General features: G+C 35.8%; 29 protein-coding genes. 5 read left to right on the forward strand and 24 right to left on the reverse strand.

Annotated features, from left to right (window positions below; all coding sequences use genetic code 11):
- Positions 1 to 116: 116 nt before the first annotated feature.
- From ACZ5R4_RS02795 to prsW, 7 genes are all read right to left on the reverse strand, one after another.
- Complete coding sequence (locus tag ACZ5R4_RS02795) at positions 117 to 710, reverse strand: YphA family membrane protein (RefSeq protein WP_277677936.1); 594 nt, start codon at positions 708 to 710, stop codon at positions 117 to 119.
- A gap of 136 nt (positions 711 to 846) precedes the next feature.
- Positions 847 to 1,989 (reverse strand): 30S ribosomal protein S1, encoded by a 1,143-nt coding sequence (rpsA, locus tag ACZ5R4_RS02800; RefSeq protein WP_109984252.1) that lies wholly within the window; start codon positions 1,987 to 1,989, stop codon positions 847 to 849.
- A gap of 100 nt (positions 1,990 to 2,089) precedes the next feature.
- Positions 2,090 to 2,668, reverse strand: a complete 579-nt coding sequence (locus tag ACZ5R4_RS02805) for a lysophospholipid acyltransferase family protein (RefSeq protein WP_464368049.1) — start codon at positions 2,666 to 2,668, stop codon at positions 2,090 to 2,092.
- Between the two features lie 2 nt (positions 2,669 to 2,670).
- A complete protein-coding gene (gene cmk / locus ACZ5R4_RS02810) occupies positions 2,671 to 3,336 on the reverse strand; it encodes a (d)CMP kinase (RefSeq protein WP_464368050.1) in 666 nt (221 codons plus the stop codon).
- Between the two features lie 168 nt (positions 3,337 to 3,504).
- Positions 3,505 to 4,836: a germination protein YpeB gene (gene ypeB, locus ACZ5R4_RS02815; RefSeq protein ID WP_109984249.1), complete on the reverse strand. Its 1,332-nt coding sequence runs from the start codon at positions 4,834 to 4,836 to the stop codon at positions 3,505 to 3,507.
- 15 nt (positions 4,837 to 4,851) lie between these two features.
- Positions 4,852 to 5,676 (reverse strand): spore cortex-lytic enzyme, encoded by an 825-nt coding sequence (gene sleB / locus ACZ5R4_RS02820; RefSeq protein ID WP_464368464.1) that lies wholly within the window; start codon positions 5,674 to 5,676, stop codon positions 4,852 to 4,854.
- Positions 5,677 to 5,876: 200 nt separating this feature from the next.
- Positions 5,877 to 6,542 (reverse strand): glutamic-type intramembrane protease PrsW, encoded by a 666-nt coding sequence (gene prsW / locus ACZ5R4_RS02825; protein ID WP_054787996.1) that lies wholly within the window; start codon positions 6,540 to 6,542, stop codon positions 5,877 to 5,879.
- Between the two features lie 56 nt (positions 6,543 to 6,598).
- On the opposite strand from prsW, the gene ACZ5R4_RS02830 reads away from it, so the two are divergent.
- Entirely contained in the window at positions 6,599 to 7,561 is a 963-nt protein-coding gene (locus ACZ5R4_RS02830; protein ID WP_054859352.1) for an asparaginase domain-containing protein, read from the forward strand.
- Between the two features lie 4 nt (positions 7,562 to 7,565).
- Here ACZ5R4_RS02830 and ACZ5R4_RS02835 read toward each other — a convergent pair whose 3' ends face one another.
- On the reverse strand, positions 7,566 to 8,540 hold the full coding sequence (locus ACZ5R4_RS02835) for a YpdA family putative bacillithiol disulfide reductase (protein WP_109984247.1): 975 nt from the start codon (positions 8,538 to 8,540) through the stop codon (positions 7,566 to 7,568).
- Positions 8,541 to 8,563: 23 nt separating this feature from the next.
- The gene (locus ACZ5R4_RS02840) at positions 8,564 to 9,796 is read right to left on the reverse strand and encodes a Glu/Leu/Phe/Val family dehydrogenase (RefSeq protein ID WP_109984246.1); all 1,233 of its coding nucleotides are present in this window, start codon (positions 9,794 to 9,796) and stop codon (positions 8,564 to 8,566) included.
- A 210-nt stretch (positions 9,797 to 10,006) separates the two neighbouring features.
- Here ACZ5R4_RS02840 and ACZ5R4_RS02845 point away from each other — a divergent pair, with 210 nt between their 5' ends.
- From ACZ5R4_RS02845 to ACZ5R4_RS02855, 3 genes are read left to right on the forward strand one after another with little or no spacing between them, the layout of a single operon-like run.
- Entirely contained in the window at positions 10,007 to 10,225 is a 219-nt protein-coding gene (locus ACZ5R4_RS02845; RefSeq protein ID WP_054859348.1) for a spore coat associated protein CotJA, read from the forward strand.
- A 4-nt stretch (positions 10,226 to 10,229) separates the two neighbouring features.
- Positions 10,230 to 10,496, forward strand: a complete 267-nt coding sequence (locus tag ACZ5R4_RS02850; RefSeq protein ID WP_054787965.1) for a spore coat protein CotJB — start codon at positions 10,230 to 10,232, stop codon at positions 10,494 to 10,496.
- A gap of 15 nt (positions 10,497 to 10,511) precedes the next feature.
- The gene (locus tag ACZ5R4_RS02855; RefSeq protein ID WP_054859347.1) at positions 10,512 to 11,081 is read left to right on the forward strand and encodes a manganese catalase family protein; all 570 of its coding nucleotides are present in this window, start codon (positions 10,512 to 10,514) and stop codon (positions 11,079 to 11,081) included.
- Positions 11,082 to 11,124: 43 nt separating this feature from the next.
- Here ACZ5R4_RS02855 and ACZ5R4_RS02860 read toward each other — a convergent pair whose 3' ends face one another.
- The 3 genes from ACZ5R4_RS02860 to ACZ5R4_RS02870 are packed head-to-tail and all read right to left on the reverse strand — an operon-like array spanning position 11,125 to position 13,941.
- The gene (locus tag ACZ5R4_RS02860) at positions 11,125 to 11,352 is read right to left on the reverse strand and encodes a hypothetical protein (protein WP_054859346.1); all 228 of its coding nucleotides are present in this window, start codon (positions 11,350 to 11,352) and stop codon (positions 11,125 to 11,127) included.
- A 34-nt stretch (positions 11,353 to 11,386) separates the two neighbouring features.
- Positions 11,387 to 12,916, reverse strand: a complete 1,530-nt coding sequence (locus ACZ5R4_RS02865) for a RecQ family ATP-dependent DNA helicase (RefSeq protein WP_109984245.1) — start codon at positions 12,914 to 12,916, stop codon at positions 11,387 to 11,389.
- Positions 12,913 to 13,941, reverse strand: a complete 1,029-nt coding sequence (locus ACZ5R4_RS02870) for a YpbB family protein (RefSeq protein WP_464368051.1) — start codon at positions 13,939 to 13,941, stop codon at positions 12,913 to 12,915. Before ACZ5R4_RS02870 ends, ACZ5R4_RS02865 begins: the two co-directional genes overlap by 4 nt.
- 143 nt (positions 13,942 to 14,084) lie before the next feature.
- Here ACZ5R4_RS02870 and ACZ5R4_RS02875 point away from each other — a divergent pair, with 143 nt between their 5' ends.
- Positions 14,085 to 14,315, forward strand: coding sequence for a ferredoxin (locus ACZ5R4_RS02875; protein WP_109984243.1), 231 nt, complete (start codon positions 14,085 to 14,087; stop codon positions 14,313 to 14,315).
- An 81-nt stretch (positions 14,316 to 14,396) separates the two neighbouring features.
- Here the strand turns inward: ACZ5R4_RS02875 and ACZ5R4_RS02880 are convergent, their stop codons facing one another.
- From ACZ5R4_RS02880 to ACZ5R4_RS02935, 12 genes are all read right to left on the reverse strand, one after another.
- Positions 14,397 to 15,608, reverse strand: coding sequence for a hypothetical protein (locus tag ACZ5R4_RS02880; protein WP_464368052.1), 1,212 nt, complete (start codon positions 15,606 to 15,608; stop codon positions 14,397 to 14,399).
- Complete coding sequence (locus tag ACZ5R4_RS02885) at positions 15,589 to 16,140, reverse strand: RNA polymerase sigma factor SigX (RefSeq protein ID WP_109984241.1); 552 nt, start codon at positions 16,138 to 16,140, stop codon at positions 15,589 to 15,591. Before ACZ5R4_RS02885 ends, ACZ5R4_RS02880 begins: the two co-directional genes overlap by 20 nt.
- Positions 16,141 to 16,261: 121 nt before the next feature.
- Positions 16,262 to 16,759 carry an ECF transporter S component gene (locus tag ACZ5R4_RS02890; protein WP_342767735.1) on the reverse strand — a complete coding sequence of 166 codons (498 nt, stop codon included), beginning with the start codon at positions 16,757 to 16,759 and terminating at the stop codon, positions 16,262 to 16,264.
- A complete protein-coding gene (locus ACZ5R4_RS02895) occupies positions 16,756 to 17,139 on the reverse strand; it encodes a DUF4430 domain-containing protein (RefSeq protein ID WP_054787959.1) in 384 nt (127 codons plus the stop codon). Before ACZ5R4_RS02895 ends, ACZ5R4_RS02890 begins: the two co-directional genes overlap by 4 nt.
- A gap of 259 nt (positions 17,140 to 17,398) precedes the next feature.
- Complete coding sequence (locus tag ACZ5R4_RS02900; protein WP_054859342.1) at positions 17,399 to 18,112, reverse strand: response regulator transcription factor; 714 nt, start codon at positions 18,110 to 18,112, stop codon at positions 17,399 to 17,401.
- A gap of 105 nt (positions 18,113 to 18,217) precedes the next feature.
- Complete coding sequence (gene ccsB / locus ACZ5R4_RS02905; RefSeq protein WP_109984239.1) at positions 18,218 to 19,411, reverse strand: c-type cytochrome biogenesis protein CcsB; 1,194 nt, start codon at positions 19,409 to 19,411, stop codon at positions 18,218 to 18,220.
- A 24-nt stretch (positions 19,412 to 19,435) separates the two neighbouring features.
- Positions 19,436 to 21,052, reverse strand: coding sequence for a cytochrome c biogenesis protein ResB (resB, locus tag ACZ5R4_RS02910; protein WP_464368053.1), 1,617 nt, complete (start codon positions 21,050 to 21,052; stop codon positions 19,436 to 19,438).
- A gap of 21 nt (positions 21,053 to 21,073) precedes the next feature.
- Positions 21,074 to 21,646, reverse strand: a complete 573-nt coding sequence (gene resA, locus ACZ5R4_RS02915; RefSeq protein ID WP_054787995.1) for a thiol-disulfide oxidoreductase ResA — start codon at positions 21,644 to 21,646, stop codon at positions 21,074 to 21,076.
- Positions 21,647 to 21,701: 55 nt separating this feature from the next.
- On the reverse strand, positions 21,702 to 22,433 hold the full coding sequence (locus ACZ5R4_RS02920) for a pseudouridine synthase (RefSeq protein WP_109984237.1): 732 nt from the start codon (positions 22,431 to 22,433) through the stop codon (positions 21,702 to 21,704).
- Positions 22,434 to 22,544: 111 nt separating this feature from the next.
- A complete protein-coding gene (locus ACZ5R4_RS02925; RefSeq protein ID WP_109984602.1) occupies positions 22,545 to 23,075 on the reverse strand; it encodes a spore maturation protein in 531 nt (176 codons plus the stop codon).
- The gene (locus ACZ5R4_RS02930) at positions 23,075 to 23,662 is read right to left on the reverse strand and encodes a nucleoside recognition domain-containing protein (RefSeq protein WP_109984236.1); all 588 of its coding nucleotides are present in this window, start codon (positions 23,660 to 23,662) and stop codon (positions 23,075 to 23,077) included. The genes ACZ5R4_RS02925 and ACZ5R4_RS02930 overlap by 1 nt, the downstream gene beginning before the upstream one ends.
- Positions 23,659 to 24,762, reverse strand: a complete 1,104-nt coding sequence (locus ACZ5R4_RS02935; protein ID WP_245902305.1) for a D-alanyl-D-alanine carboxypeptidase family protein — start codon at positions 24,760 to 24,762, stop codon at positions 23,659 to 23,661. Before ACZ5R4_RS02935 ends, ACZ5R4_RS02930 begins: the two co-directional genes overlap by 4 nt.
- Positions 24,763 to 24,827 lie beyond the last annotated feature (65 nt).

Here is a 24,827-nt window from a genome sequence, read left to right on the forward strand (position 1 = left end):
CCTCAATAAATTTCACCATCTTCATATCACCTATTAAAGTTACCATAAACGATTGGAAAAAGACAAGCTTATAGAAGTTTAGTTTACATAACATAATTATCGTTTATTAAAAAGAATTAACTTACCTTTTTTGATTCAATCACCTGAAGTAGCACATCCACCTTATGCATAAATGTTTTCCAAAAGTGTTGTATCGTAAAAAGGACGATCACTCCGACAAAGATATTGTAGAAGTGTTGAAAGTTAATATTGTATTGTAAATAATAACTCCAACAAATAAATGTATAAAGTGTGTGACCAATCGCTAGACTTGTACACCACATTAAGATTTTCGACTGAAATTGTTTTTCAACGAACATGAATACAACAGTAGAGAACACAATAGCTAAGGTAACAAACCAGCTATCATCAAATATTGGGCTAGTAAATCTCCAAAGGAAATAAATCACATAAAGATAAGCAAATAAGAGGATAAGCAGATATTTTTTTAGCTTTAGCGGGAATAACACAAGACCTAGAAAGCTGTATAATAAAAGGAATATAAGGGACATAGGAAATAAAATACCACTTAGTTCAAGTGTATAAGGAACACATATGCTTAATAGAAGCAAACCAATTCCATAATAAGTCCGCTGGATCGACTTCCCCATAAAAAAGGTAACTAAACACCAAAGCAACCAAATACCCCATAAAAATAGATTTTCGTTCATAGCTATCACCCTTATCATTATCGACATGACAGCTTTATTTATACATCTGATGATAAACTATATGAAAGAAAGTGGAGCAAAAAACAAGGGCTACCACATTCAACTCATCTGTTAAATGAAGTAGCCCTTAAAAACACTAATTTTTATACTTATCTAGCTTATCGCCAATCATGTCTCCAAGCTGGAATCCTGATTGATCTTCTGTAGCTTCATATTGTTTGATCTCCTGGTCTTGTTTTTCCTCTTCTAGTTCTTTTATACTCAATGAAATACGCTTTTCAGAAGCATTCACTTCAAGCACCTTCACATTTACTTTTTGACCAACTTCTAGTACTTCCCCTGGAGTTCCAATATGTTCTCTCGAAATTTGAGAAATATGAACAAGTCCTTCTACACCAGGTAATACTTCTACAAATGCCCCAAAGTTCACTAAGCGTTTAACTGTACCTTCTACCACATCATTTACTGCAATCTTGTCTTCGATGTTGTCCCATGGGCCAGGAAGTGTAGCTTTATGGGATAATGAGATTCTTTCTTCCTCTTTATCCACGGATAGTACTTTAACTTGAATGGTATCACCTTCTGATACAACATCAGAAGCCTTGTCGACATGAGTATGTGATAATTGGGAAATATGTACTAAACCATCAATTCCACCTATATCTACGAACACACCGAAGTCTGTGATGCGTTGAACGGTACCTTCTAACACTTGACCCTCTTCTAATTGCTCTAGCAATTCTGACTTTTTCTGTTGTGCTTCTTGCTCTATTACAGCTCGATGGGAAAGAATAATACGATTTTGCTCTTTATCTAATTCGACAATTTTTAATGTAAGTGGTTTATCCTTGTAATCTGAAAAGTCTTCTACATAGTGTGTTTCTACCAAGGAAGCAGGGATGAAGCCTCTTACTCCCACATCTACCACTAGACCACCTTTTACGACATCCTTCACTACTGCTTCAAGTGTTTGATTTTCGTCGAACTGTTTTTGTAAATCCTCCCAAGCCTTTTCAGCAATGACCGCTTTTTTAGATAAAACGATCTCTTCATCTTCTATTTTCTTTACTTGTAATTCTAGTTCGTCTCCCTCATTAACCACGTCACTTGCAGTGTCAATACGCAAGGCAGATAGTTCACTAATAGGAACAATTCCTTCCACCTTTTGACCGATATCTACTAGTATATGCTTCTCCTCTACCTTAACCACTTTCCCCTTAACAATGTCACCAATGGAAAGCTCTTTAATTTCGGAATTTTCTTGGTTCATCTCTTCCATGACAAAGACCTCCTTCAAATTACAACACAAAAAACATAAATGTGCTTTTTTCTAACTTCTAACATTTAGACAAATTTGTCAAGTTAAAACGATGTTGAAGTTAATAATTTTCTTTGATTTTTTTAATATGTTCCATTATAACATCTGTTACTTCTTGTGCGGAAGCTTTTTCACTTCTTAATCCCTCCATATCAATTGGTGGACCATAGGAAACCTTTAGTGGATCCTTACCACGATAATCACCAATAATCGCACAAGGAATAATGGTTGCCTTAGAACGAAGAGCAAAAAACCCAGCTCCTGCTAAACCTTTTTTTAATTCACCTGTCTTACTTCTCGTTCCCTCTGGAAACAAGCCAAGCACATTTCCATCCTTTAAGACCTCTAAGCCCTTTCGAAGGGCATTTCTATCCTTCATCCCTCTTTTGATTGGAAATGCATGGACATGCTTTAAAATAAACGCAAGCATTTTATTATTAAATAGCTCTTCCTTTGCCATGAAATGAATTTCTCGTGGACACGTAATTCCAACTACTGGGGGGTCAAAATTAGAAATATGGTTGGAACAAATAATTACGGGACCTGTTTTAGGGATATGTTTCGTTCCTACAGTTATTACTTTATACTTTGATTTTAACCATAGCTTAACAACAGAGCGAGCAAATTTATAGAAACTCATATTTATTCCACCTCTTGCACTAATGAAAGAATTTTATTGACTACATCCTCAATGCTAAGTGAGGTTGTGTCAATTTCGATCGCATCATCTGCTTTCTTTAAAGGTGAAGCGGTTCTTTCAGTATCCATTCGATCTCTCTTCTCGATATCTAACTTAATCTGTTCGAAATTACTAGGGAGGTGTTTAGTAACATTTTCTTCATGTCTTCTTTTTGCCCTTTCCTCCACACTTGCTATTAAAAACACCTTTACTTCCGCATCAGGTAGCACTCTTGTTCCAATGTCTCGACCATCCATGACAACCCCACGATCTGTTGCAAGCTTTTGCTGACGTGTAACCATTTCTTCTCTAACTGAAGGATAAGAAGCTATAAGAGACACATGATCCGTTACATCTGATGTTCTAATTTCCGCCGTTATCTTTTCGTTATTTACGTATACATCAAAATGTTGATCCAATAAAATGTTTGTTTTCTTTAGAAGATTAAGGACAGCATTTTCATCCTTTATATCTATATTGTCTTGGAGCACCTTGTATGTTAACGAGCGATACATCGCACCCGTATCAATATATACATAATGTAGTTTTTCTGCGACCTTTTTGGCTACTGTACTTTTCCCAGCTGCTGCAGGACCATCAATCGCAATAGCTATTTTTTTTTCTGTCACACTAAAAGCCCCTTTCATTGTGGTTCTCTTTTCAGAGCGTAAACCGTCATCATCCTTAGGACCACCTACTAGAGCGCCATAACTCTTCTATGGATGATGAATAAATACCTCTTATATATTATCACAAAAAAAAGGGAGAAGGGAACAGATTCCCTTCTCTAGATCGAACTAATATCTAATTTCTGCTTGTTTTAGCTTTTCAACACGCTCTTCATCACCGGACTCTGCATTGATAAATATTTTGTAGCTGTCGTTTCCTAATGTACCTAAGAAGACATACGCTAGGACTTCTTCTCCTAAATCATCCTCGATAATAGCTAGATGATTTTCATGAATTTTCAGGTTAGGATTGACTTCCTTTCTCGCTTCTTCTTCTGTAATTTTTGGTGAATGAATCTCTCGATCCCGATGGTTCTCAAAATAATCTTTTGCCACAAGTCCTAAAATATCTCCATTGTCTAAAGCTACTTTAACCTGAATCACATCAGGATAAATCCAGACGTCATCGACTTGAGGAATAAAATGAAAGACCCCTACATTATCATATTGATTACTTTCTAATAAAGCTAACTCCTCAAAATCTAAATCCTGCAGATATTGTTCTGCTAGTTGAGTTGCTTTATTTAGACCAATTTTAGCTTCCGTCACCTCTCGATTGATCATCATTGTAAGTGGATGACCACCATTTTGCGTAATATCGATATAACCTGATTGGTTATTTTTCTGGTACGATCCACTGTATAAAGGAACTGTAGCCCCGTCTCCAGTAGTAGTAACATTGATTTCTGTTTCCTTATCCACTTGTAGTAATTCTCTTATTTTTTTCTTTGCTTCTTCTTTCGATATTTTTTCATCACCAAGGATGCTAAAACCATCTTTTTTACTAGATGTTCCCATTAAGCTAGCATTCATTTTTCCTTCAGAATATCCTTCTACCGTTTTTTCCACTGTTTTAAATCCATCAATAATCGTATTATCTGCTTGTTCATCATTATTTACTAATGCTAACTGGACGTCCATCCATCTCAAGTTTTCATTTAAAACCATATTTTGAACTTTTCTTAATTCTGATTCAATATCTCCAGACATTTCATATAACGATTCAAAGGTTTGTAGTTCCTTATCTGATAATGGTTCTTTTTCTAAATCTCTAATTGCTGTTTGGTAACTAAAATCACCCATTTGTGACAAAAATTCTTCTGTTTTATTAAAAGGTAGTAACGTGAGTGGGAGTTGACCAACATTCCCGTGTGCCATAGAAGTAAGTCTCCAAATTTCAGCTAATTGTGGAGATAATTGTTCACGACTATTCATCGCTAAGGTTGATCCGATTTTGTCATGTAATAAATCCATATAATAGGCTAAATCATGAAAGGAGCGTTGGTAGCTGTTCTCTGCTTGTATCAATATGGCATTTTTTTCTTGATGCTCTTGATATCCCCAAACAGAAACCCCAACTATTCCTAAGCTTAATAAAGTAATTAATAGCCATCTAAACATCATAACACCTCCAATTTACATACAGAATATATGCTTTCCTATTTTTTTGATTTGTGGTCTTGACCATATCCAATCAGATGTGGCTGTATTAGGGTTAAAATAATAGATAGCTTCACCCGTTGGATCCCAACCATTAATCGCATCTAATACAGCTCTCCGTGCTTTTTCATTTGGTGTTAACCAAATCTGCCCATCACTTACAGCTGTAAACGCACGTGGCTCAAAAATAACACCTGAGATGGTATTGGGAAAACTTGGACTTTCCACTCTATTTAAAATAACAGCAGCTACAGCTACTTGCCCTTGATATGGTTCTCCTCTTGCTTCACCATAAACGGCATTTGCCATCAATTTTATATCATTTTGTGAAAAACCTTGAGGAACGTTCACTGCTGTTGGCTCAAGATCCTCTTCCTTTGCATTATTTTGTTCCGTTTCTTGACCTTGATTATTTGGTGATGGATTTTTTTCTTTTGTTTGTTTCTCCATATCCATTCCGCCATAATGGGTAAAGTCTTTTCCTTTGTTTATCTGTTCTCTTACATATTGTTTGTTATACTCGCTAGCACTAATCAACTTTTGTTTTGTCTCTTCCCCAGCTAATCCATCAATATCTAACCCAAATTCGTATTGGAAATTTCTTAAAGCCCAATAAGTCCCCCAGCCAAATACTCCATCAATATTTCCGTTATAAAAACCAAGATATTGAAGTCTTGCTTGAAGCTCAATGACGTCTTCACCAGTTGCTCCGTGTTGTATTACTTGATCACTAAATGCTTTAACCTCCGTCTCTTGTGATGTTAACAAGAAAGGAAGGGAAAAAATAAATACAATTAGCATGCCAGTTTTGAGCACTTTCATTTTCATTACCTCCATTTAGCCCCATAAATTGAATTGATATATCGATAGGTTTTATTAATTAAAGGTAAATTATTCATGATTTTTTGTGTAAGTGTTGATGAAGGAATAAATCTGTTAAGTCCACTGTTTATAAATAATCAAAAAAGCTAGCAGGTGAAAATTTCCACCTGCTAGCTTTTTCATATTTCATATTGATGAAGCTTGGAATATTCGTTGGCCATTTTTACCTTTCTTAATCCATAAAACCATAATACAATCATAAATGGTATTAACCAATATAACCAAGATTTGGTGATGGTTTCTAAAATAAAATCATAGGTTCCGTGTAAAATAACTGGTATAATTAATGCGATCAATAAATGGAAATAGCTATTCTTAGAACGAAACTTTGCTCTTCCCATGTAATATCCCATAATAACACCAAATAGAGCATGGGAGGATACAGGGAATATGGCACGGCTAAAGGCACTTTCAATACCATGTGCGAATAAATAAAGCAAATTTTCAACCGTAGCAAATCCTAAGCTGATCGATACACCATAAACGATACCATCATATACAGAGGAAAATTTCGAATATTTATAGGTAGTAATTAAGAAGAAGAACCATTTAAAGAATTCCTCTAATAAACCAAAGAGAAAATAGCTTCTCCACATGGGTGTTTGAGCAATCCCTTCTTCGATAAAAGCATATTGGATGAACATAATAGGGAACACTAATAAAGCTCCATAGGTAAAAGTTCTGGTTACTGCGGATAAAGGTTCTAATTCATATTCATCCTTTAGGTAAAAAAAAGCTAATATGGCAAAAGCGGGAGCTATAGCTGCTGTTAAAAGTCCAAACAAATCGACACCTACTCTCAAAAAACTACGAATACACTACCTAAAAAGGCAGGGATAAAATGAAAGAAATTTTAGTAATTCATACTGGTGGAACCATATCGATGGTTCAAGACCATGAAGGTCATGTTGGATCAAGTGAGAATCATCCTTTATTAGATAAAGTTCAATCAACAGATTTTACGATTAGAGAAATAGAATTATTCTCATTACCTTCGCCACATATTACACCAAACCATATGTTAAAGCTTGCACAATTTGTGGAAAGCAATATTCAAGAGACAACGAGAGGTGTCGTCATAACCCATGGCACCGATACTTTAGAGGAAACTGCTTATTTTCTTGACCTTACCCTATCGACCTCTATACCTATTGTGTTAACAGGTGCCATGCGCTCTAGTAATGATGTAGGTTCAGATGGCTTGTACAATCTGCTATGCTCTATTCAAGTTGCCTCATATAAGAAGGCAGGAAACCATGGCGTACTTGTTGTATTTAATGATGAGATACATACAGCGAAATATGTTACGAAAACATCGACTAGTAATGTCTCAACTTTTAAGAGTCCTCCTGTTGGACCGATCGGTTTTGTTAATAAAAAAAGTATAAACTTCTATCAGCTATTAACGGATGAAAAAGAATATTATCAACCTAAGCAATTAACGAGGAATGTATTTCTAATAAAAGCTTTTACTGGTATGTCTCCTTCCATCCTATCGTGCCTATGCAGTCAAGAAGTTGACGGTCTTGTTATAGAAGGATTTGGGCAAGGAAATGTGCCACCAGATATTCTGCCAGCTCTAAAGCAATTAATCGATTATGGTATTACCATTGTTTTGGTCACCCGTTGCTATCAAGGCAGAGTTCAACCGACTTATAACTATAAAGGTGGCGGGAAAACATTACAGGATATTGGAGTGATCTTTGCTAATCATGTGAATGGTCCTAAAGCAAGAATAAAGTTAATGCTCCTTTTAGAACAAGGAGCAACAACTTATGAATTAGAACAAGCTTTTTGTGACTAAAACATTATTTGTTATGAATTGATCTGGCAATTAACCCTCCATGAAATCGACCATTTTCGATAAAGATTTCGTTATTATCATAACCGGCTGCGATAACACCGGCAATATAGACATTTTCAATATTTGTTTCCATTGTATCTGGGTTAAAGGTTGGTCGACCGGTAGCAAGATCCACAGTTATCCCAATATCCTTTAAGAAGGATTGATTTGGTTGATATCCTGTCATTGCAAATACAAAATCATTATCTAATTCTTTTTTCTTCCCATCTACTTCATAAATAACTTTATCTCTCGTTATTTCTAATAGATCAGCATTAAATTCCATTTTGATTTTACCATGCTTGATGAGTGAAACAAATTCTGGTAAAATCCATGGTTTTACACTTGGAGAATAATCTTGACCACGATATAGTACAGTGACTTTAGCTCGTGCCCTTTGTAGTTCAATCGCTGCATCTACAGCAGAATTTTTACCTCCAATGATACACACCTCTTTTTGATAGAAGGGGTGTGCTTCTTTAAAATAATGGGAAACCTTGTTTAGCTCTTCTCCTTTAATCCCCATACGGTTTGGTTGCCCGTAATAACCAGTAGCGATAACAATATACTTTGCCTTATACTGATTGATTTCCTTATCATAATTAACGGTCTCTAGAATAAAGGAGTTGCTCTTCTTATCAATAGAAGTTACCTCTTCAAAGCTGTTAATTCTTAATTGCTTCCGGTCAGCTACTGTTCGATAATAGGCTAATGCTTGATTTCGAACAGGTTTTTGTTTTTCTGTAACAAAGGCAACATCGCCTATCTCTAATTTATCACTTGAACTGAAGAAGGTTTGGTGGGTTGGATAACGATAGATCGCATCCACAATATTTCCCTTTTCAATCAATAATGGATCAATTCCAATATTTTGCAATTCAATGGCTGCAGACATCCCACATGGACCTGCTCCAATAATAATCGCTTGCTCCTGTTGCATTTTTATTAACACTCCCTTTTAATTTAAAGCCAGCCTCTAAATCGTAACGCTTCTGCTTGATTTCTTAACCCAATCATATAACTTGCAGTATATAAATTTACATCTTTCTGTTCTGCGATGTCTGAAACAGCTTGGATTGCTTGCTTGATTATAGTACCAAATAACTCTGTAATCTCATCATCAGTGAACTTTTTTCCCTGCTTATGTTCCATCCACTCGATATAGGCATATATAATTCCTCCGGTTGTAGATAATACTTCCGGAATTATTTGAACTTGTTGCTGATGTAAGAAGTGAATTGCTTCCCTTTCTAATGTATGGCTGACTGTTTCAACAATGAAAGTAGAATGTAATTGTTCAGCAAGCTCTTTAGTTATTTGTTCATTTTTCGTTGTTAAAATTAGCACATCTGCCTGCTGTCTCATTAGTTCTTCGATGGTTATACTATTTTTGTTTCTTGTAATGATTCCAAAACGATCCTTAGATTTCCATAACTCTGGTATGTCAATACCATCTTCTTCAAAGATGGCAGCTTGTGGGTCAGATATTCCTACAATTTTCGCACCTTTCTCATATAACGCATCTGCTAAATAACTACCGATCTGCCCAGTGCCATGTATTAATATTCTCGTATTATGTAAATCCAGCTGATGCTGCTCGGTCAAAGAAAGGATTGTCTGAAGGATCCCCTGTTTGATAGCTTCTTCTTTCTTTTTCAAACCACCTAGCACAAATGGCTTACCTGTAATAAAATTGGGATCTTCGTTTGCGTTCAATCTACTATACTCATCCATCATCCAGGCCATGATCTGTGGATCAAGTGAAGCATCCGATGAAGGTATATCTAGTTGTGGGCCAATAACGTGTTGAATGACCCGAACGTATCCTCTACATAGTCTTTCTAATTCCCTATAGGATAATTCTCGAGGGTCACACACAACTCCTCCACAGCTTCCTCCTAATGGTAGCTGTAGATTACTTGCTTTTACGCTCCTTAAGATTGCCAATGCTGAGACTTCTTTTTCCGTTAATGTTGGTCGAAAATGGACATTTCCTTGGGTCACACCAAATAGATCGTGATGCTGTATTCTATATCCGGTAAAAATTCGGATTTTATCATCATCCATCCGAACAGGAATACGTACTTTTAACACTCGAGAAGGTTCTTTTAATAAGTGATATATTTCATTAGGATATCCTAGTTGTCTTAACACATCTTCCATCATATTTTGCAAATGTTCATAGCTAGTGTTCAATTTTGTCCTCTCCTACCGATCCACGTAAAAATACATAATATTAGTATACAATTTTATTTTGCGATTGTGAAATATCCGATATGGTTTTTCCTATATTTTTCTTACTATGTAGTGCAATAGAAAGGAAAAAGAATCCTCTTCAGAATAACATAGGACAAACGTCCTGCACATACTATGATATAGGTATGGATAAGAAAGGAGAAGGTTTTATTGAATTTTACATTAGTGAAATGTTATACACCGTATATAAGCCCATTAGATCCTTGCAAACCTATCTTAAAAAAATGTTATTCAACTCCACCTAATCTTTATTTAAATTTTCAGCCAACTAATTTAGAACAATATCCAACAGCACGAGAAGCCCTTTTTCGTGGTACACTTTGGCCATTTCTTTATGACCCATATTATCTAAAGCGAGAGGAGGCATAACCAGATGAGTCAATCCGCTTTACCAGAGTCCTATTATCAGCTATTAGAGAAAATTCAAGCAGTTGACTTCGTGTTAGTCGATCTTACACTCTATTTAGATACCCATCCCGATGACCTTGATGCGATAAAACAATTTAACCAAGCCTCTTATGAAAGCAAACAATTAAAAGCAGAGTTTGAGAGTAAGTTCGGTCCTCTTATGCAATTTGGTGGAAGCTTTTCGAATTATCCGTGGGATTGGAAAAATGCCCCATGGCCATGGCAAGTGTAAAGGGAGGGAACAGCAATGTGGTATTACGAAAAAAAACTTCAGTACCCTGTAAAGGTTAGTCAATGTAATCCAATGCTTGCGAAATATTTAATCGAGCAATATGGTGGTGCAGACGGAGAATTATCAGCAGCACTCCGTTATCTCAACCAACGCTATACGATACCAGATAAGGTTGTTGGCTTGTTAAATGATATCGGTACAGAGGAATTTGCCCATCTGGAAATGATTGCGACAATGGTTTATAAATTAACAAAGGATGCCACTCCTGAACAACTAGAAGCAGCTGGCTTAGGCGCACATTTTGTTAATCATGATCATGCTTTATTTTATCATAATGCAGCTGGATCTCCTTGGACGGCAACCTATATCCAAGCAAAAGGAGATCCGATAGCTGATTTGTATGAGGATATTGCAGCAGAAGAAAAAGCTAGAGCAACTTACCAATGGATCATTGATTTATCGGATGACCCTTTTATTAATGACTCCTTGAAGTTTTTAAGGGAAAGAGAGATTGTCCATTCACAACGTTTCCATGAAGCGGTTGAAATATTAAAGGAAGAACGTGATCGAAAAAAGATTTTTTAATATGACAAAGCGCCTATGCATTAAACTAGGCGCTTTTTACATGCTAGAAATTCTTCTCCATCAGACTAAAAATGATGGTAGTAATAATAATGACGATAAAGGCAATGAGAAGTATACGAATGAATAAGAAAGGATTATTCTTTCTTTTGATTCGACGATGCACTGTACTTCTCGGTGGAAAAGTAGATATTTGGTCCCTTTCCATTTGACTGTTATGCTCATCAACTAGTTGACGAAGGGAACTTGCTTGATCATCTTTAAAATCCGTCATGATTGACTCCCCTCCATTACCTTGTTCTCCCTTTTTAGCTTTCTATGTTTTCCTGCATAAAAGCATAGGCTAATTTATCTTTCCAGCTATTAAGTTGTAGATTTACTTTTCTTTTAGCAGGCTTCCATTTAGTCCAATCGAAATCACATTTATCACAGCATATTCCTTTAGGGTTATTGTACCCTTTTTGAAAATGTTGAAACAATGTCGCTCTTCTACACTTTTTTGTATTTATCCAGTCGACCATTTCTTGTAATTTTAGATTTTTTTGATCCAGTCGATTTTGAATGGTTTTTTCGATTTTATACATACTTTGATCAATGTTGAACGAATGATTAACCTTTCCGTCTACGTCGAGAACACCTAATTTTTCTACTTGATAATGTAAAAATCTCCAATGTGTTTCATTATTTTGGGTCAAGCTTAAGATAAAATCCTTTATTTCTTGTAAGTCTAGTTGAGGGTTTTGTTTTATTTCTTCTAATACCATTCTAACAGTAGTAACATCTGGTAATTCAGATTGTGTTAGTCGTTTAGGAATGAATTTATCCATATCATGATACAATAGGATACTAATACTTTCCTCTCCGTCTCTACCTGCACGACCTACCTCTTGAATAAATGATTCAATCTGTGATGGTATGTGATAGTGGATGACTAAACGAACATCCTGTTTATTGATCCCCATTCCAAAAGCACTTGTACAACATATAACATCCAGTTGGTTTTGCATAAATTGTTGCTGAATCAATAGCCTATCATTGGTTTCTAAACCACCATGATAAAATGCAATACGTAGATCTGCTAGCTCGCTTTGGAGGTGAATCGCTATTTTTTCCGCTTCCTTCCTACTGGAAAAATAAATCATAGTTGGAACGGGAAATTCCCTCAATTTAGAAATAATGTACTCCTTTTTCCGCTCTCTTTCCGTAAACTGTTTTACTTTAAAAGCTATATTCGGTTTATCCATCGGATATATTAATCTTATGCAATTATTCATTTGAAGTGACTGAATAATATCCTCTTGCACTTCCTTCGTAGCTGTTGCTGTTAGTGCTAAAATAGTCGGTTTATTTAATTTGTGATGGACTTCACCAAGTCTTAAATAGTCCGGTCGGAATTCAAAGCCCCATTGTGAAATACAATGGGCTTCATCAATTACCATTAAGGGAATGGTAAGGGAGTATAACCTTTTAAGAAGAAAATTATTTTGTAACATTTCTGGTGATACGTATAATAGCTTGTACTCACTTAGACGATTGAATATATATTGTTTTTCGGATTCTGTGATCATGCTATTGATTGCGGCAACTTGCTTAAATCCGTGTGCTTTTAATTCCTTCACCTGGTCTGTCATCAAGGATAATAAAGGAGATACAACGATTACGGTACCTTTTAACAAAAGAGCTGGCAATTGATAACAGATTGATTTACCAGAACCAGTGGGAAGAACCGCAACAACATTCTGCTCAGAAAGCACCGCTTCTATAATCTCCTTCTGACCAGTTCGGAAATGATCATAACCAAAATGATGCTTTAGATGTTGTTCTAGCCTGCCAGTCATTGTGTTTGTTCCTTTCTGGACTTCTTATTCTCTAACGCAATTACGAGTTTTATTTGAAAATAACTAACATACTCGGGTAAATGAGACTTAATGTTTTTTAATTTATTGGTATTGAGATGATTTACTATCTGCAAAATTTCATCATATATCTTTTTCGTTATAAATTCCGACCAAACTAAATTATTTTCCCAATAAGCTATTTCAATAATATGATCCTGAATTGTATTCTCTTTTAAGCCTCTTCTCTTGGCAATTTGTTCTATATCCATTCCCTTTTTCAGCTGTTGATAAGTTCTTTGAGCAGATTCTGTTATCGGAATAGACTTATGATCCAAATCAATTTTATCTAACACATAAAAGGATGAGGATTGTTGTATTGACGCTAGAAGCTGGTGGATTATATTCATTAATATACAATGTATATCGAACACAGTTACTTGATATTTAAGTGCTAGTTGCTGTTTACTTAATCCAACTTGTCGATATGTAGTCATATGGTCAACGAAAATATCCGCATAGCTTGATGGGATTGTGTTTAAATGTGAATATAAATCCTTGTATAAGTTAGAGAAATTCGCTTGGCTTAATAAGGAATGCCGAGCGATTATTTGTTTCACTTCCCTTTGGATTAAAGGATTATCGATAACCGGAATAAACCCACGTTGTCCTGCCATTACATTCGTCATAGTTTGTATAAGAAGTAATAGCTTATCTAAAAAGGCAGGTGCCTTTTCACTAAATTTCTCCCCATTAAGTGAAAGCAGCTGCAAATGACTACCTTTTACTAGATAAAGAGAGCCTTTTTCTGTAAGGGTTCCTTTTCCATCCTGGTCTAACTTCATATATCCATCGGCTATCAACTGATGGATCATCTCTTCAAATTGATCACGCTTTAAGATGCGATAAATTCCATAATATTTTGAAAGGTTATAAATATAACTATCTTGAATAGATTGTGTTGATTTTTTCCCTACAATTAAGTGGTATATGTTTGCTACAGAACGTTCACCTTGAACTTGCTGCAAACAATATAATAAAATCCATTGAAACATTTTTCTACTTTACACTCCTTTTTATTATTGTACCAATGGATGTAGAAAATAGATATGAAATTCATATATATGATACAATATTATTGAATATTTTTTAAAGAAAAGAGGACCTATTTATGCCTTTATATACATGGGTCGATCAAGAAACCTGTATTGCATGTGGGGTATGTGGAGCAACTGCTCCGAGTATTTTTGATTATAACGATGAAGGAATAGCATTTGCGAAGAGAGATAACAATCAAGGGAGCACACCGATCAAAAAGGAAGAGGAAGAGGATCTTTTGGATGCAAAGGAAGGTTGCCCTACGGAGTCCATTAAGGTAATGGAAAATACGAACAATAGATAGGAACGGCAGTTAACTTATATATTTAATAGATGTAGTCCATTGTGTACAAATAGCCTTCGATGACACAATGGACCACTTAACCTACTGAATTGGAATCGGGTTTACTTGAATAGGTACAGTTAGTTCTTTTGTTAGGTCATACTTCCCTACACGATTGTATCCAATATCCAAATCTACTTTATCATAGCCATAGCTTTTAGCGGTCATTAAAATAGCTTCAATCATAGTCACTGTTCCTTGGTTATTTCCTAATAGCTCGGAACGTATCATTGCCCTCACACTATCCTCTTTTGTTTCTACCTCAATTTGAGCATCATTTGGTACCGTAGCAAGAACTTCATTAGCAGACTCATTTAACGTCATTTCTGTAAGTGCCTCTTCAAATGATGAAATATGCCCTTTTTCAATTGGTATGAGCCATGTTGTTTCTTTGTCTGAAGATTGGAATTTTTTATAGGCTACTGGCTGTAATTCCATTAAGCTTAACATATTGTGTTCAGACAGCTTTTCAACAAATGGATGATTTCCACTTACCTTTAATTTTTCATAACCATATGGTCTAAACATATAGGAGATCAATTTCCTAAATGATTGTAAATGGTTACTAGATGCAGTTACTGGATAAGTGTCATTGAAGATAACTTCCAACTCGTTTGGAGCCGAATCTAACTGAATATCTAGCTTTTCGAGTTGTAAATTACGTAAACCATATGTTTCTGGTTGGACAAATTGATCCAATTTCATATAATAATCATCTAAATTTGTAACTAGACCTTCACTATCGATCAAACTGATCGGAATAATGTAGGATAAGTCCTCCACAAGCCATGCTGTATAAATCGTGTTATCTTTCTGTATATACTCAACAGAATAAGAGAAGGTGTCTTCATTAATATTTTTAAAAGGGGACAAGGAATCGTCCGTTAATAATCTATCTGCTGAATTTGCAACAGAGTTGTTTTCTATGACATCATTCTCTGGTAATTCAGATGAATATTCTCTTTCTGTCGCTGACTCGTTGATTGCAATATCCATAGAAGAATTATTCCTCTGAATCAAGTCAAAATCTAAACTTCGAGCAACGACAAGAAGAACAATGATGGAGCAGAAAGTTGCGACTACAGGAATCCAAAGTTTTTTTCTTTTTCTTGGCCGTGTATCATCATCGATTGTTTGAAACTCTTTTTCAATATTTCGGAGGATTTCTTGTTTGGATCGTTTGTCTTGGATTTTAGGAAGCCTTTTTAACAAATCCTCTACTGTTTGCTTATTATTAGAATGATTTGTTTTCATGATCAACATCCTCCTTCTCCCTAGCATCCTCCATTAATGCTTTCAGTACTTTTAATGCACGATGCTGCGTTGTTTTCACTTTGCTGATTGACCAGCCAAGAATATCTGCTGTTTCCTTTATATTAAAATCCTGAAGATACCTTAAAATAATGACATGTTTTTGATCCCAATTGCACTGATCAAGTAATCGATACAGTAACTTCATTTGCTCATCTAAAATCGTAACTTCCTCAGGCAATGGTTCATTCGCTTTAATCATCTCTCCTTCTGCACCCCAATTAAAAAATTCTTTAATTCGCTGACGCTTTCTTTTTAAGCTGCGAAAATAATCAAAAGTGACATGCCGTGCAATAGAAAATAACCAAGTTCTTTCGGAACTATTTCCTTTAAACTTTTGATAGGATTTTAATACTCTGATATACACATCTTGTAAAATATCTTCTGTTTGCTCTTTGTTTTTTACCATATAAAAAATGTACTGATATAAGTCCTTGTGGTATTCATCGTATAATTGTTCAAAAGTGGTCTTCACCAATAGACCCCCTCACTCTTGTAATTTGTCGATTAAACAGAAGAAAGGTTACACCAAATGTCAAATTCCATATTGAAATACCACAGCAAGAATACTGCGGTTCCTCTTACACTTGCTAAAACTAAGACAAAGCTTGCTTCGGAAGGTTTTTTGCAAGAAATGGATATAACAAAATAGTAAATATTACGTTTCCAATGGCATGTAAGGTATCAAATGGAAGGCCAGCAATATAGTAAGCGAAAAAAGTACCACTATAAGTATAAGTGCCGAGCGAGAGAATAAAGCCATATACATATCCAGATATTAAACTAATGGTTAGTACTACCATGAATGGCTTATTCCAGCATTTCATACCGATAAATCCTACTATTAAGCCGATGATTCCCCAGCTAATTATTTGCCATATCGTCCAGATCCCCACTCCTAGTGCCAGGTTAGATACATATGCAGCAGTAATTGCAAGAAGTACGCCTGCCAATGGCCCCAAATAAAAAGCACTTAGAATGATAATGGAGGAAACGGGTTGAATATTAGGGAGAAACTGAAAAAATATTCTCCCAACTACTGCTAAGGCTGCTAATAATGAAATTGTAGTTAATTGAGATAAACGCAATTTCATTCAGTAATCACCTTTAATTCTAAGACAATCTGATCTTGGTCCTGAATGATATAATCATTCACACCGACAGATGGCATTTCATCATTTACCGTGTATAACCAGTACTTGCTCTTCTCTTTATTTTGATCATAACCTTCTATTGAAGTGATAAAGCCATCTTCTGTTACCTCCACTTCAAATTCTCTCTGAAGTACATCTAGTAGTACAGACTGTTCATCAATTTCTACATTTTCTTCCTTTATAAGGTTATTTTCATTATAAATTTGTATATTTGCTGTGGTAACAGATGAACTGTCTGGATCTAGATCATTTGTCGAACATCCAGATATAAATACAATAGCTAAAATAAGACTCCATAAAATGCTAAAATTACGGCGCATCATTCTTCCTCCTTAATCTTTGGAGGATTTTACAAAAAAGTAAATCAAGAGTCTAATACATTGGCGGTCTCTACAACTATACTTTCATGCTCAATCCTCTAAGCATAACCATTTGGCTTAATGGCAGGTCTTTTGGCTTGTGCTTTTAGCCTACTAAGAATCTTCTCATACGCTCGGTACATACAGTTTGAGGACAGAACTGGATTTCACAAGATTCCCCATTAAGTACTCATTACATCGTTAATGATTACAAATTAATTTATTTTACTTCAAATTTATAACCCACTCCCCATACAGTAACAATCATTTTAGCAGCATTTTCGGATACTTTACTTAGCTTTTCGCGGAGTCTTTTTACATGGGTGTCTACGGTTCTTAAATCACCGAAAAATTCATATTTCCAAACTTCTTTTAATAATTCCTCTCGTTCAAAAACTTTATCTGGAGCTTTTGCTAAAAATAATAGTAGCTCGTACTCCTTCGGTGTTAAGTTAACTTCTTTATGGTCAGCTAGAACTCTATGTGCATCATTATCTATTACTAGATGTGGAAATTCTATCATATCTTTCGAACGATTACTTTGATTCTGTAGTTGTAAATTACCAGCTCTTCTTAAAAGTGCTTTTACTCTTAGAACTACTTCCCTTGGACTGAATGGTTTTACTATGTAGTCATCTGTCCCTGCTTCGAAACCATGAATTCTACTTAATTCCTCTCCTTTTGCTGTTAGCATCATGATCGGTGTAGATTTATGTTCTCTAATTTCCTTACAAACCTCTAATCCATCTTTCCCAGGCATCATTAAATCTAATAATATAACTTCATAATCCTCATTTAAAGCTTTTTTTAAAGCTTCCTCTCCATCAGCTGCTTCTTCCACCGTATATTCTTCTCTCTCTAAATACATCTTCAATAATCTACGAATACGGTCTTCATCATCCACAACTAATACTTTCTTCTGCTCCTTATCCATGATTTTACCTCCTATCACTACTCTATTAGTATATACGGAAAAAGCACAAGGGACAAATATCTCTTGTACTTTCTCGCAGATCTATTATTCTTTTTTAGCTATGGTTTAACCGGCATAGGAGTGTAAACCTGCTAGAACCAGATTAACGACGATTAAATTAAACATAATGATCGCAAATCCAACTACAGCTAGCCATGCTGACCTTTCACCATGCCAACCTCTCGTCAACCTCAAATGAAGGAAGATAGCATAGAAAAACCACGTGATTAGTGCCCATACTTCCTTAGGGTCCCAACCCCAATATCTATTCCATGCCTCTTGAGCCCAAATGGCTGCAAATATTAGACCACCTAATGTGAACACTGGAAATCCGATCGCCACTGATCGATAGCAAACCTCATCAAGTAATTCAGGATTCGCTTTTTTCAAAAAAGGCTGAATGGCTGCAGCCACCCTTTTTCTTAGAATTAATCTTATTCCTGTATATAATAGTAATCCAACTAATAAGGACCATATTAATGTATTTAGCTTACGAGGTGCTTCCGCGCCATGTAGCCATTCTGGAGTTGGAATAAGTGCATCCATTCTTTCTTCAGTAAGAAGCTCTCCGTCAGGTGGACCAAATATTGCCGGTATTTGATAATCCAGTTCTGTAGCATTTCCTTCCAGCGTATACTCAAATGTAGCAGAATAATCTGCAATCGAAAAAGCGGTAGTGATGATAACAAATCCTAACGTAGAAAAGATTGCATACATAATGATCTCCAACCATTTCGTCTTAGCAGTCGATTTTGATTGGTTAATCTGTCTTATTAAATAGATAATTCCAGCAACAAAACTAACAGCTAAAATCGCTTCACCTAAAGCAACGGTTGTTACATGGATGTACAACCAGTGACTCTTCAGGGAAGGAACCAATGGCGAGATTTCCCTTGGATACATACTCGCATAAGCAATAATTAAAAGGGCTATTGGCAATGCAAATAAGCCAAGTAGCTCGATTCGATAAATAAAGTAAAGGATAATAAATGCTAGTACAAGCATCATACCAAAAAACGTAACAAATTCAAACATATTACTAACTGGCGCATGTCCACTTGCTGCCCAACGCGTGAAGAAATAACCTAGCTGTGCAAGAAAACCAATAATGGTTGTACTTATAGCTATAAGGTGTAGCTTTGTAAATGTTTTTTCTTTTCTTTTGTCTTTTATCGTAGCAGCAAATAATAACGTGGCTATTAAATAAATAATAAAGGCACTATATAAGAGCCTGCCGCTCCAAGTTATTAAGTCTTCCATTGTAAGCCTCCTAATCGGTAATCATTACTCTTTGTCTTCTTGATCCTGTAGGAATTTAAATTTAGTATTGGAAGAAACCTTCTCCCATTCATTTTTCATACCGAACCAGTTTTTATTCGTATGGCAAGCAATTAAAAGTTTAGATTCTTCTGGATGAATCCATATTCTTCTATGCTGCCAGTACATCCCTTGCACAACACCAATCATAAAGATGAACGCACCTATTCCAATTACCGGTAACGTATAATCCCTCTTCACTTTTAATCCACTTACATTTCGAACATCAAATCCAGTTAAACCAATTTTATAATTGTTTTGATTATTTGGATCAATATTTTGTCCAATAGCTAAGAAGCTTACCTCAGGTTCTTCTGAATTCGGAGGATATACAAAAAAGACAAAACCAGGGTTTCGAGGATAATTGGTTCTTGACTTTGGCATACCATCCTCTAACACAAAATCCGGATAATAACTATCTAGCTCAATACGAAATCCATTATCAAACGTATATTCAGATTTAGGATCAGTTAAGTCAACCGTGAATTCAACCATCGCTTTTTCGTTTGCATCATCTTTCTCATGTAACTTAAATGACATACTTTGAAACTCATTTAATTGATAGCTATCTTGATATAGTGCTAATCCGTCGAATTTCATAGGTTCGTTGACAATAATTTCTCCACTTTTCACTTCTTTTAATTCTGGTTCCATTCCAGGAAGATTTTCAGATATATCCTGAAAAACAACAGCATTCGTTTGAAAATTCTTAGGAATAGGAGCCTCTTGACTACTAATTACCTCGTCAAATTTAGCATCCTCTTCCTCTTCTCCGTAAGTCTCAATAATAAATTTCTCATTTTTTACGTAGTATTGCTGATCTGTCCCAGGGATAACTTCAGTTTCTCCTTCTCTAACCCATACAAACTCATCGATATACATAAATGGAACAAAGCGCAATAAGGTTCCAAGAAGGAATATAATTAAACCGAGATGGTTAACATAAGGTCCCCATCTGGAGAATCTTCCTTTCTCAGCAAGATAATGGCCATCTTTTTCTGTTATACGATATCGTTTCTTGCGTAGGTGGGATAACAATTGGTCTACATCATTTTGCTCATAGTTGTTATATTCCCCATAAAGCTTTTGCCTTTTTAAGAAGGCAGCATGCTTTTTAGGATTTTGGTGCTTCAATGCTTTATATAATGGGATACCTCTATCTAAACTAACAATAAAAATAGAAATACCTATAAGTGCTATTAATAACATATACCACCAGGAACTATATAACTGATGAAATCCTAGCTGATAATAGATTTGACCAAAAATGCCATATTGATCTCGATAATGTTCTGATGCGCTAACGGTATTTGGTATGTATATCTCTTGTGGAAAGATGGTTCCGATTGCTGATGCTACAAGAGCAATCGCAATTAGGGTAACTCCTACCTTGATAGATGAGAAAAAATTCCATATCTTATCAACAATGGATTGATTTCTCGTCTTGGAACGAATTGCTCTACCGTCATAACGCATATTGAGCAATTTTTTATTTTCTACATCTAATGGATTACCGCATTTGTTACAAATAGAGGTACCTTCTTTATTTTCAAATCCACAAGCCCTACAAGTATACGCTCCCATAAAAAACCCCTCGTTTACATATTAACTAGGTACTATTTGCTCTAGATAACCTTCCAGGTTTTCTAGAGTTAATTCTCCTAAGACCCTTTCTACAATAACTCCATTCTCATCAATGAAATAGGTTGTTGGAAGTGGTTTAATTCCATATGCATCCATTACTTCTGATGACTTATCATGAAGGATAGGAAAGGTTAAATCATATTGATTTACAAATTTATTGATCACAATTTCTGTCATATCAACACTTACTGCAACAATTTCTACTCCTTTTTCCTTGTATTGTGGATACAAGGATTCCATATAAGGCATTTCTCGCTTACAAGGTTCACAATAAGTTGCCCAGAAATTAAGCATAACCCCTTTCCCTTTTAAATCAGATAGACGTAGATTCTCTACATTTTCTCCATTTAATTGTGTTAATTGAAAGTCTGGGGCCTGTTCACCTACATCAACCGCTTCATCCTCGCTAAGTACATTTGAAACAATGGCAAAGAGCATAGCGCCAAACAAAACGACTAAAATGGCTGTTCGATAAATTAGGCGAAATCGCTTTTTTTTACGTTTTTGTTGATTTGCTTTCTCTACCTTATTCATGATTTTCACTCCCTTCGAACATTTTACCATCATATTTATCACAATATTGTGACAGTTATTTAACAATTTTTTGAGCTAACTTTTTTAAATCGCTAATTTCTTGAGGCTTGAGCTCACGATATTCCCCTGGTTGCAATCCATCTAGTGTTAAGAAAGCAAGCCTTTCGCGTCGCAATTTCATTACTGGACAATTGATGGCATCAAACATTCTTCTAATTTGGCGATTTTTTCCTTGATGAAGAATGACCTTCACAATGGCTGTTTGCTTCTTTTTATCTACTGACATGATTTTGACCTGCTTAGCCTTTAGAATATCACCCTCTGAACGGATACCTTTTTTAAATGTTTTAAGAGCTTCATTTGCTGGAATTCCTTTTGTCTTCACAATATATTCTTTGTCCATTTTGTACCTTGGATGAAGTAATACATTCATAAAGTCACCATCATTTGTCATAATGATTAAGCCGGAAGTATCATAATCTAATCTTCCAACAGGGAAAATTCTTTGTTCAAATTCCTCAAAAAAATCCACAACCGTTTTACGGTCCTTATCATCAGATACACTAGAAATAACGCCTCTCGGTTTATAAAAGAGAAAGTAGACAGGCTTTTCCTTCTCTATTGGAATGTTGTTCACCTCGATTTGATCACTATCGGTTACTTTCACTCCTAATTCCGTTATCACTTTACCATTTACCTTTACCTTACCTTCTTCAATTAGTTTTTCTGCTTTTCTTCTTGAAGTGATTCCGCTCTTTGCAATCACTTTTTGTAGACGTTCACTCATGCTATACACTCTTCCTCTGTTTTTTTAAGTTAGTTCGTCATTTTCACATAACCCTTATCATGAAAAGGAGCGTTAACCTATGTTAACGCTTCTACAAGAACATCCATGATACTACAAGAACATCCATGATACTACAATAACTGAAACAATTATACCAATAAAATCAGCAATCAGTCCAACTTTAAGCGCATCCCCCATTTTTTTAATGCCAACTGCTCCAAAATAGACAGTCAAAATATATAATGTTGTGTCAGTACTACCTTGCATGGTGGAAGCTAACCTCCCTAAGAACGAATCAGGACCATATAGTTCAATCATTTCAGATGTAACACTTAAGGCAGCAGTTCCTGAAATAGGACGGATCAACGCTAATGGTGTAATTTCCGCAGGGAAACCTACTTTCTCGAGAAATGGTTGGAGTAACCCAATAAACGCATCCAGAGCTCCAGAGCTCCTTAGAATGGAAATAGCTACCATCATCCCTAATAAAAATGGAAGAAGGGAAATCGACATTTTTAAGCCTTCTTTCCCACCTTCCACAAATTCCTCGTATGCAGGTATCTTTCTCCATACAGCAGTAAGCAATATGACTAAAATAATGCAAGGAATGAGCCAAACACTTATCGTTGTCACAATTTGAATCAAGACAGCTTCTTCTCCCTTCGTTTCTGAAATAGACGATCTACGAGAATGGCAGTAATGGTAGTTGCCAGTGTAGCAATTAAAGTACTGCCTACAATTTCAGTTGGTGAGTGAGATCCATACTCCATTCTAATCGCAATAACGGTGGTCGGGACTAAAGTAATACTTGACGTATTAATTACGAGAAAGGTGATCATGGAATTAGAAACAGTGCTCGAATTACTTAGCTTCTTCATTTCTTCCATTGCTTTGATTCCCATTGGTGTTGCTGCATTACCTAAACCAAACAAATTTGCGCTAAAATTCGCTAATATATAGCCCATCGCTGGATGATCTGCTGGAATTTCTGGAAAGAGTCTTACTACGAGTGGACGAAAAAGTTTACTAAGCCCTTTCAATAATCCTGCCTTTTCTGCGATTCTCATCATACCTAACCAAAAAACTAGAACACTAGTAAGCGCAATAACTAATGTGACAGCCTCATTTGCTCCATCAAACAATGACTTATTAACTTGTTCCATCGTCCCATTAAACATTGCATACACAATACCAATAGCGGCCATTAGTACCCAAATAAGGTTAATCATTGCTTTTCACCTAATAATGTTTGAAAGGTATCGAGAGTAGCTTGCCAAAATCCACTTTTTTCTTCATTTACTTCTTCTTGATAAATAGCAGTTTCTGCAATCTTCTCCCCATCTAGGTAGAATATCTTTTTTCCAATTTGGTCAAATGCTAATGCTTCTGTTGTTAAAAATACCTTAGAAGAAAGGTTTTTTATTTCTGAATCGGTTAAAGGATAGAGAACATCGTCCGAAATCCAACCATTTGTAAGACCTTCATCTTTCTTGTTTTCGTAGGAATATTCCCCCTCAGATTGGATTTCCTCAAGAGGATAATGCTCAAATCCCCATTCATATAGTCTAATATGATCCTGCCAGTCATCAGGAGCATTGAGAGTAACCACAATCAAGGTTTGTCCATCCTTCTGCGCCGTTGTCACTAACGTTCTTCCGGCAGCCTTCGTAAAACCTGTCTTACCCCCAGTACAATATTCATAATACCTTGTTAATAATTTATTTTTATTTTGCCAGGAATAATCACGGTCATTTGCTCGAAATGATTTTGCACCTGATATTTTTTGAAAAGTATCATTTTCCATTGCATACTTCATTAGGAGTCCCATATCATAGGCAGTAGAGTAATGGTCCTCTGAATCAAGACCATGAGGATTGGAAAAATGTGTGTTTGTCATGCCTATCCAATGGGCTTTCTCATTCATTAGATGAACAAACCCTTCTAAGCTACCACCAACATGTTCACTTATCGCAACAGCTGCATCATTTCCAGAGCGTAGCATCAGCCCATAGATTAATTCCTCCAGTGTAAACTGATCCTCGGACCTTAAGTAAATAGAAGAACCTTCTGTGCCGATGGCATTATCCGATATGCTTACTTGACTATCTAACTCACCTGATTCAATGGCAACAATGGCTGTCATGATCTTCGTAATACTAGCAATCAAGGATTGGTTATGAGCATTCTTTTCGTACAACACTCGACCAGACGTTTGGTCTATGAGTACTGCGCTTTCGGCAGACACGTTTATCTCTGTTTGAGCCTCTACTGCTGGAGATAGTAGTAAGCCTCCAAATACAAGACATATGATTGTGATAGCAAAACGCACTGCTTCACCTCTTCTCAGACAATTAATTTTTATATCTTCATTGTATGCAGAAAAGACAAGCATAT

The organism is Gracilibacillus sp. JCM 18860 (assembly GCF_055395245.1).

Excerpts from the sequence above, each read along its gene's own strand:
- ACZ5R4_RS02805 (WP_464368049.1), bottom strand. The coding sequence starts at position 2,668 with ATGAGTTTCTATAAATTTGCTCGCTCTGTTGTTAAGCTATGGTTAAAA.
- ACZ5R4_RS02855 (WP_054859347.1), top strand. The coding sequence starts at position 10,512 with ATGTGGTATTACGAAAAAAAACTTCAGTACCCTGTAAAGGTTAGTCAA.
- ACZ5R4_RS02830 (WP_054859352.1), top strand. The coding sequence starts at position 6,599 with ATGAAAGAAATTTTAGTAATTCATACTGGTGGAACCATATCGATGGTT.
- ACZ5R4_RS02795 (WP_277677936.1), bottom strand. The coding sequence starts at position 710 with ATGAACGAAAATCTATTTTTATGGGGTATTTGGTTGCTTTGGTGTTTA.
- ACZ5R4_RS02890 (WP_342767735.1), bottom strand. The coding sequence starts at position 16,759 with ATGAAATTGCGTTTATCTCAATTAACTACAATTTCATTATTAGCAGCC.
- ACZ5R4_RS02860 (WP_054859346.1), bottom strand. The coding sequence starts at position 11,352 with ATGACGGATTTTAAAGATGATCAAGCAAGTTCCCTTCGTCAACTAGTT.
- rpsA (WP_109984252.1), bottom strand. The coding sequence starts at position 1,989 with ATGGAAGAGATGAACCAAGAAAATTCCGAAATTAAAGAGCTTTCCATT.
- ACZ5R4_RS02900 (WP_054859342.1), bottom strand. The coding sequence starts at position 18,112 with ATGGATAAGGAGCAGAAGAAAGTATTAGTTGTGGATGATGAAGACCGT.
- ACZ5R4_RS02895 (WP_054787959.1), bottom strand. The coding sequence starts at position 17,139 with ATGCGCCGTAATTTTAGCATTTTATGGAGTCTTATTTTAGCTATTGTA.
- resA (WP_054787995.1), bottom strand. The coding sequence starts at position 21,646 with ATGAATAAGGTAGAGAAAGCAAATCAACAAAAACGTAAAAAAAAGCGA.
- sleB (WP_464368464.1), bottom strand. The coding sequence starts at position 5,676 with ATGCTAATTGTATTTATTTTTTCCCTTCCTTTCTTGTTAACATCACAA.
- ACZ5R4_RS02875 (WP_109984243.1), top strand. The coding sequence starts at position 14,085 with ATGCCTTTATATACATGGGTCGATCAAGAAACCTGTATTGCATGTGGG.
- resB (WP_464368053.1), bottom strand. The coding sequence starts at position 21,052 with ATGGGAGCGTATACTTGTAGGGCTTGTGGATTTGAAAATAAAGAAGGT.
- ACZ5R4_RS02835 (WP_109984247.1), bottom strand. The coding sequence starts at position 8,540 with ATGCAACAGGAGCAAGCGATTATTATTGGAGCAGGTCCATGTGGGATG.
- ACZ5R4_RS02880 (WP_464368052.1), bottom strand. The coding sequence starts at position 15,608 with ATGAAAACAAATCATTCTAATAATAAGCAAACAGTAGAGGATTTGTTA.
- ccsB (WP_109984239.1), bottom strand. The coding sequence starts at position 19,411 with ATGGAAGACTTAATAACTTGGAGCGGCAGGCTCTTATATAGTGCCTTT.
- ypeB (WP_109984249.1), bottom strand. The coding sequence starts at position 4,836 with ATGTTTAGATGGCTATTAATTACTTTATTAAGCTTAGGAATAGTTGGG.
- ACZ5R4_RS02865 (WP_109984245.1), bottom strand. The coding sequence starts at position 12,916 with ATGACTGGCAGGCTAGAACAACATCTAAAGCATCATTTTGGTTATGAT.
- ACZ5R4_RS02850 (WP_054787965.1), top strand. The coding sequence starts at position 10,230 with ATGAGTCAATCCGCTTTACCAGAGTCCTATTATCAGCTATTAGAGAAA.
- ACZ5R4_RS02920 (WP_109984237.1), bottom strand. The coding sequence starts at position 22,433 with ATGAGTGAACGTCTACAAAAAGTGATTGCAAAGAGCGGAATCACTTCA.
- ACZ5R4_RS02930 (WP_109984236.1), bottom strand. The coding sequence starts at position 23,662 with ATGATTAACCTTATTTGGGTACTAATGGCCGCTATTGGTATTGTGTAT.